The 6797-nt window shown below is 35.3% G+C and carries 7 protein-coding genes; 4 read left to right on the forward strand and 3 right to left on the reverse strand.

Features of this window, described 5'->3' with window-relative positions:
- The first annotated feature begins 131 nt into the window (after nucleotides 1-131).
- From J7I96_RS27715 to J7I96_RS28300, 3 genes are all read left to right on the forward strand, one after another.
- On the forward strand, nucleotides 132-551 hold the full coding sequence (locus tag J7I96_RS27715) for a hypothetical protein (protein WP_214922312.1): 420 nt from the start codon (nucleotides 132-134) through the stop codon (nucleotides 549-551).
- Between the two features lie 204 nt (nucleotides 552-755).
- The gene (locus J7I96_RS27720) at nucleotides 756-1217 is read left to right on the forward strand and encodes a hypothetical protein (protein WP_214922310.1); all 462 of its coding nucleotides are present in this window, start codon (nucleotides 756-758) and stop codon (nucleotides 1215-1217) included.
- Nucleotides 1218-1666: 449 nt separating this feature from the next.
- On the forward strand, nucleotides 1667-1930 hold the full coding sequence (locus J7I96_RS28300) for a hypothetical protein (RefSeq protein ID WP_251029275.1): 264 nt from the start codon (nucleotides 1667-1669) through the stop codon (nucleotides 1928-1930).
- 213 nt (nucleotides 1931-2143) lie between these two features.
- Here J7I96_RS28300 and J7I96_RS27730 read toward each other — a convergent pair whose 3' ends face one another.
- Both J7I96_RS27730 and J7I96_RS27735 read right to left on the reverse strand, forming a co-directional pair.
- Complete coding sequence (locus J7I96_RS27730) at nucleotides 2144-3037, reverse strand: ROK family protein (protein ID WP_214922309.1); 894 nt, start codon at nucleotides 3035-3037, stop codon at nucleotides 2144-2146.
- Nucleotides 3038-3135: 98 nt separating this feature from the next.
- Complete coding sequence (locus tag J7I96_RS27735) at nucleotides 3136-3567, reverse strand: AAA family ATPase (protein WP_214772965.1); 432 nt, start codon at nucleotides 3565-3567, stop codon at nucleotides 3136-3138.
- A 328-nt stretch (nucleotides 3568-3895) separates the two neighbouring features.
- Here J7I96_RS27735 and J7I96_RS27740 point away from each other — a divergent pair, with 328 nt between their 5' ends.
- Nucleotides 3896-5812 (forward strand): galactosyltransferase-related protein, encoded by a 1917-nt coding sequence (locus J7I96_RS27740; protein ID WP_214922307.1) that lies wholly within the window; start codon nucleotides 3896-3898, stop codon nucleotides 5810-5812.
- A 640-nt stretch (nucleotides 5813-6452) separates the two neighbouring features.
- On the opposite strand, the gene J7I96_RS27745 is transcribed toward J7I96_RS27740, so the two are convergent.
- The coding region (locus J7I96_RS27745; protein ID WP_215048217.1) for a transposase at nucleotides 6453-6797 on the reverse strand (345 nt) is incomplete at its 5' end.

Consider the following 6797-nt stretch of genomic DNA (forward strand, 5'->3'; position numbering starts at 1 on the left):
TAGGAGTTTCTTATGGAACTATAGGGGCAGGATAGTTGCATAAGAAGTAGTAAAATAGAGTTGATAAAAGATTGTAATTCCTCATCCTATATTTCTTATAAATGGTACAATTGGGAAAAAGAGGTGTGAGTATGAGGAAATTATTATGGAGTTTAAGTTTGGTTGTCATCATTGTGGCGTTAGGGGGATGTTCAAGTTCCTCTAAAACTTCGGGTTCTCCTGAAGCAAAAGTTGTTGGCTATCAAATGGTACAGAAAAACGGTGTATTAAGTGATAGAAAAGGTATATCAGAGAAAGATGATGTGAAAAAAATTGAAAACATTACGGTAGATGTAAAATGGGATAAAACAGCATCAGTTAATAAAGAAAGCAAAGAAGATGCTGTATTTTGGTTTATAGACCAGGATAACAAGGAAGGGCAAAAATATAAGGTGTGGTTCAACGAAACTGGCTCCGCAGTCGTGCAAGATGGAAAGCAAGTAGGGGGCGTTTTGGAAGGGAAAGACGGTGAAACATTATCCTCTATTTTCAAACTTAATGATGAGAAATAAAGAATAGAGAAATATTAAACGAACAGGTGCGTTAGCTGAAGATCTGAGCTGTCTTTAAGGCAGCTTTTTCTTTATGCAACCATACGACAGGATAGTTCCACAAGCACACTGTAGTCGTACTGTGAAATAAATTTATATGTGTTTTTTTCATTTTTTCAGGAAAACTAATCAAAAATTGATTTAATACAACAGGAGGCAGCAATTTTGAAAAAACTAATAACCTCATTATTTATTTTTTGCTTTTTAGCCACTGGAATTGTTTCAAATGCATCAGCAGAGGCAGACGAACTATTTAAAACTCCTATCATAAAGCAATCTGATCAATGGAAAATCGAAATAAAAAAGGCTAAAGAAACGGCAAAAACTACTAATAATAAATTTGAAAGGTATTATGTGGTTATCACAAATATTGGTAAAGACCTCGATAGTGTTGAATTCAACACTTACAGAAATGAACCAAATACTGAAACAAAATACGGATTAAGTATCAATGACCTTCAATATGAGAAATTTAATCAGGGACAGGTCTTTGAGTTTCCGAATTTCCCTATATCGAGTAAATCCAGAGAACTTCAATTTGAAATAAGTTGGCACGAAAAACCGCACAGTAAAGAAGTTCAGGGCAGAAAATACAAGGAAACCTTTACTTTTACACCAATTAAATGAAAGATGTGAATCTTGGGCACTTTAGTGCCTTTTTTACAGCACAGTTTGTGTCATCTTCAATAATCCTTAATGAACTAAAGGGTGCGTTAGTTGAGATCAGGGGCTGCCGTTTGGTAGCCTTTTTCTTAATGAACTAAAGGGGCAGAATAGTTGAACAATAAAAAGTAGTAAAGGTTAATTTTACCAATTGTTTGCGATAATATAAATTTAATTCTTTTTATAAGAGGTGAGTTTAGTTTAGTAACGTACAAAGTTAGATTTAGAAAGAATTATTTTTATTGGAAGAACCTTTGAAGAGTATCTGGATATGTTTTCACTTTCGGTAGAAGAACTGGAGTGAAAAAAAATACTGGATTGTCCAGCAGGGGCTTGTTCTTTTACGTGATATTGCGTATTATCATTCGGGTGAAGAACTAAAAAATAAAGGTCTTCAGGATATTGAACACGATATGGAGCATATGCAAAATGCAAAAAGTAATTATATTTGGGGGTATTTTAAAGAAATAGAAGGTCTTAGAAAAAATCGTTTAAGTGCTTTAAACGATTGTGTTAGGGATATGAGGGAATCGAGTGACCGATACATTCCCGTTACTTTCCCTTCTTTACCGTTTAAGGATGGAGAATTTGATATTCTTCTTTCTGCACATTTTCTATTTATGTATGCTGACCGATTAGATTACCAATTTCATATAGGTCGACTCTATTCATCTTAAAGGAGCGATGCTGATATATAGGGCATCGCTTTTCTTATTCAACTGAATAGTTAATTGCTAATTGGTGAAAGTCCAACCCGGGTAAGTACCATGGGAGTCCGGTTGCTGACAGACGATAGATGGAGAAATCCTAGAGGGATGCAGTATTCAAAGCCTTTTTTATTGTTTTCGGCTACATCCATTAAGGTGAACCGTAACTTAAATAATAAGTTTTTATAATCTTTGTTTTTGAATTAAATGATACATTGCCCCAATCATTCCTGCGTTATTTCGATGTTTACATAGTTCAACAGGAATCTTAATATCATTCCACCAAGGGAGCTCCTCTAGTTGTTTTTTAATAGTAGATAACAAATCCTGTTGGGGAGATACTCCGCCACTAATTAAAATTTTTTGTGGGTTTAAAGTTGCTGCTAGGTTGAAAATTCCATAACTAATATTTCTAGCCCATTCGTCAATAAGTTTTTTTACCGATTTACTTTTGGTAGCCTCTAAAAAAACGGTCTCGCCTTTAACACTTTCATATTTACTTATTCCCTTAAGTTTTTTATAGTTCCTAATTAAGGCAGAAGTTGAACCTGTGGAGTGCCATATATCACCGAATTTTTCCCCATTTGCTTGAGTAATCATAAAACCAAATTCACCACCTCTAAATCTATGACCATGTAAAAGTTTACCGTCAACAAAAATCCCCCCTCCAATACCAGTGCCAATTGTGACACATATAAAATCGGTACAATTTTTGGCATTACCACTTATTTTTTCTGCTATAGCAGCGCAGTTTCCATCATTTTCAATTTCAACCCGTAGAGGAACTTTTGCTTCTAATAAATTCTTTAAATTCTGATTAATTAACGCGGTAACAGCACCTCCTTGTTCTGAGTAACCTGTATACGGGTTAATAAAGCCTGGTAAACTTATAGCTACACCCAACACATGATTATTACTTAAGTACATATTAATTGTTTCTACCATTTTTTTTATAAATTTATCTAGATTTGTACACGGGGTACTGTAACTGCCTTCTGAAAGAATAGTTCCGTCCTCTAATAAGAGTCCGTGTTTTACTTTTGTCCCTCCGACATCAAAAGAAATATACTTTTTCACTTGAATTCCTCCTATCATTACCCTATACACCATAGTTTTTATAAAAGTATTAAGTAGGTTCGAGGTATTATCACCTCTATTTATATTGAATACGATTCCTAATTTACCATAATAATAGTTCCCTCATCCGATGTAGGTTTTTGGTATTCTTTATGAATTTGTTTTAATACATCCTGAGGTAGTCGCATTAGATCTTTGTTCCTTGCTTTACATGTTTCATAATCTGTATCTACTTGGTAAATTTCTAACGTAAGTCCAAATTCTTTAGCTACACGTCTCCATTGTTTACGACGCTTCCTTGTTCTGTTTGTGGTATCTACAATTACTTTATGACCACTTTTTAGCAACGACCTGACCATAAGTTCAGCTATTTTCCACACTTGTGGTTCAGCCTCTGCTTTATAAATTTGACCATGTAAAGAAAGCCTGAGGTCATCAATAGATACACGTACCCATCCGTGGCTTTGTAGAACTTTAGCATATGTTGATTTACCACTTAATGGGATTCCGCACATGATACCAAGTTTCACATTACATCTCTCCAAATCAGAAATTGCACCACCCGCACTCAGATCCTCAAAACCATCTGAAAGCATGCATCAGTACATTACTTTATAAAATGCGAACGATTGTTGATTTGAATGGGGCAAATCAATCAATTATGTGAATAAAAAGATTTTATATATAGGAATTTTGATTTAAAATTATTTCCTACTATACCTGGGTATTTAATAAGGAATAGTAAACTATTTAGAAAGGTATGATTTAAAGCTGTGTCAAACTTGCTTCAAATTACGTATAGTATCATGAACATTTGGATTGATCTTTTTATTAATAACAAGGTAGGTGAGGAGAGTTTTGTTAGAAAAGGTTTCAATAATTATACCTTTCCAAACAGACAATGGTCCAAGAGCGGAAGCATTTAAATGGATTAAACAGTATTATGAACGTATCATGCCCGAAGCTGAATTATGCTTGGGTTTAATCGATAACGATAAAATTAATAAATCCAAGGCTGTAAACTTAGCAGCTAAAAAAGCAACAAGAGAAATTTTTGTAATAGCTGATGCGGATATCGTTTATGACCCTAAACTTATTGTTAAAGCAATAGAGGTACTTAATGAAGCAGCATGGGTGGTTCCTTTTACTAAAATTTATGATATTGAAAGGTCAGGAACAGAAAGACTACTTCAAACAGAACCAAAGTGGCCTATTGATGTTAAATCTGAAGAATGTACCAAAGCAAATTGGATTTACACAGGATTTGCGGGAAAACTTATTGTCATACCCAAAGTGAACTTTGAGGCAGCCGGAGGGTTTGATGAACGGTTTAGTGGCTGGGGAGGCGAAGATGATGCTTTTTCACTTTCTGTTCAGACACTTTGTGGTAAATTAGCGAATGTTACAGGAGAAATTTACCACGTGTGGCATCCCGTTTCAAACTACGGAACAAATCCAGATGGTAAAGCGAATCTAGAACTTCTCGGCCTTTATAAACGCGCAAGTGGAAATAAGAAGGAAATGACCAATCTTATTTCTGAACGGAAGAATAATATAGAAAAGATACAAATTAATAATATTGAGATTTTAAACAGCAATGAAAATGCATATATGAGATCACCTAAAAGCAAAATTTGTTTTGCCATCCTTGTTCATGAAAAGAGAGAGTTAGTCAAGCAACTAATTAATAATGTCCGTTATTTTTGCCCTAACAGTGCAATCGTCTTATACAACGGGGGATTTGATAGGACGCTTTGTGAAGGTCTAGGTGTTCCTGTTTGCCCCTCTAGTCGTAAATTAAAGTATGGGCATACTACCATTTATTTTCTTGAAACGATGGAATGGTTGGAACAATTAGGGATTCAGTATGAATATTTTATTAATATTGACTCAGATGCTTTGTTTATCAAAAAAGGATATGAAGAATTTATTCAAAATGAAATGAAAGATACGGATTACATGGGGGTGAACTTTAGGATTCCAAGTAAAGATTGGTATATTGGAAGGGAACTTAAGAAAGACGTTAATAGATGGAAGAAATTATTTAATATAAATCCTTTGTATGGAGCTTTCAATGTTGGACAGGTAATTTCGAGGCCTTTTGTTAAAGCATTACTTGAACCAGAAAGGAAGGGTAAGTTAAGAAAAGCTTTAATAGAAACCACTTCCTGGGGGATGGATGAGATTTTCTTTGTAAATATGGCCAAGGAACTTGGATTCAGGCAAAAAAAATATCCAAACCCTTTGGACTCAAAGATGATACGTTATCGTCCTTACTTTACACTGGATGAAATGATATACTACCTTACTAACAATAGCGGTTATCTATGTCATCCCATTATTCGAGACAAAGCTGATCCTGTCAGGAAATTAATCCAACATATTGAAAAGGGCCATAATTCAGAACTGTATACAAACAAGGAATATCCATGGTATGAAGACAATCCAAATAATTATTCTATTTCACTTCCGATAAAAGGTAAATTTGGTGTTTTAGAGCTTATCGTTCGCTCAGGTTCTACTTTAACCCACTATTGGCAACACCCGGGGGGGAAATGGTATAAATCTGAGACATTCGCTAGAGATGTTACGGGAATTCCTATATTATTTGAAACTCATTCGGGTGAATTTGGGGTAGTATGCAAATTAATAACTGGTGAAGTTTGCTTTTGGTGGAGGGACAGCAATGCCCAGAGCAACCCTTGGTATGGACCATCTGTTTTTCAGCTTGGGAATGTAGATCCGATAAAAGGAAGTGAATTTATTAAAGAGTAAATGTATTTGAGAATAAGTCATGCACTCGATTTTTTTATATGATACTTGATCAACATAATGGAGTTAGTATAGTTTCATGGACACATTTTAGTTAAGTCCTTACAAAAAGCAAATATGGATCAGGGTAAGGAAAAGTTCCTTACCCTGATGATCGTGAAAATGCTCATAATTTTGCTCATAGTCTTTTTCTCTTTTGTATTAAATTATTTTAAGTGAAAGATAGAAAACCTTTAATATCAATGAATCTATAAATCTATTTTTTATTATTATTTATCTTGATGAATGGGCGTGATTCTTTAACAAGAATCGCTTTTCTTAATGAACTCCCTCAGTTTAATAGATAATGCTCACGAATACTCGCTTATTCGCAGGATTTCAAACCACATGGTATAGGTTGCTTTAGATGAATGAAAGAGATAGGACCGTTTTGATAAGATGAGGGCAGATTGAAATAGGGGATCTGTTAAAAATCCCATATTATTACATATGCTGCACGCATTTTCCACGCTGCCCCTGGAGGCTTTCCCTCTCATGTCTCAACGGGTCATTGCCCTTTTGTTCATTACATCCAGTACTTCGTGCTTTCTTTGAAATCCTACGAATAAGCCAACTTTCGTTAAATAACAATGTGAATGTAAATTTACGCTGCTAGTTGTTCAAGAGGGAAGACCATTTCCGGTTTATAGGCAGAGCCATTACGAGCAATTCCTACTAGGACACGGGCGAGTTTTCCACATAGTTTCATGATGGATTTCATTTTCTTAATCTTCTTCACTTTAACATTGTTCGAGTGTAGGGCTTTAAACTCAGGGTTATTCATCACTAGACTCATGGTCGCAAGGAAGAAGTAACGCAGCAGGCGTGATCTTCCACGTTTGGAAAGAACAATTTGGCCTTTCCACTTCCCAGAGCTTGCCTCAGCGAGATGCAACCCTGCATGACGAAGGAGCGCATTCCCGTGAGGGAACCCACTCAGATCTCCAGC

This window comes from Bacillus sp. ISL-78, from assembly GCF_018613455.1.
Classification (GTDB): domain Bacteria; phylum Bacillota; class Bacilli; order Bacillales; family DSM-1321; genus Peribacillus; species Peribacillus frigoritolerans.